This is a genomic window from Salifodinibacter halophilus, assembly GCA_012999515.1.
GTDB classification, from domain to species: Bacteria; Pseudomonadota; Gammaproteobacteria; order Nevskiales; family Salinisphaeraceae; genus Salifodinibacter; species Salifodinibacter halophilus.
On record JABEEB010000786.1, the window covers coordinates 1 to 233 of the forward strand.

At 62.7% G+C, this 233-nt stretch carries 1 protein-coding gene; it reads left to right on the forward strand.

The genetic code is table 11. From position 1 onward, the window contains the following. Positions 1 to 233: SDR family NAD(P)-dependent oxidoreductase (locus tag HKX41_13735; protein NNC25194.1), on the forward strand; the 233-nt coding region annotated here is incomplete at both ends.

Consider the following 233-nt stretch of genomic DNA (forward strand, 5'->3'; position numbering starts at 1 on the left):
GCCGGAAAATCCGCTGCCAAGACAGCATCAGCCCAAGCCCGGTCATGAACATCTGCTGCAGCCGGCGCCCAAATTCCTGGCGCCGGACTATCGTGGCAGCGGCAAATTGGAAGGCAAGGTGGCATTAATCACCGGCGGTGACTCGGGGATCGGCCGTGCGGTTGCGGTGTTGTTCGCACGCGAAGGCGCCGACGTGGCGATCATGTATCTCAGCGAGCATCAGGATGCGCGCG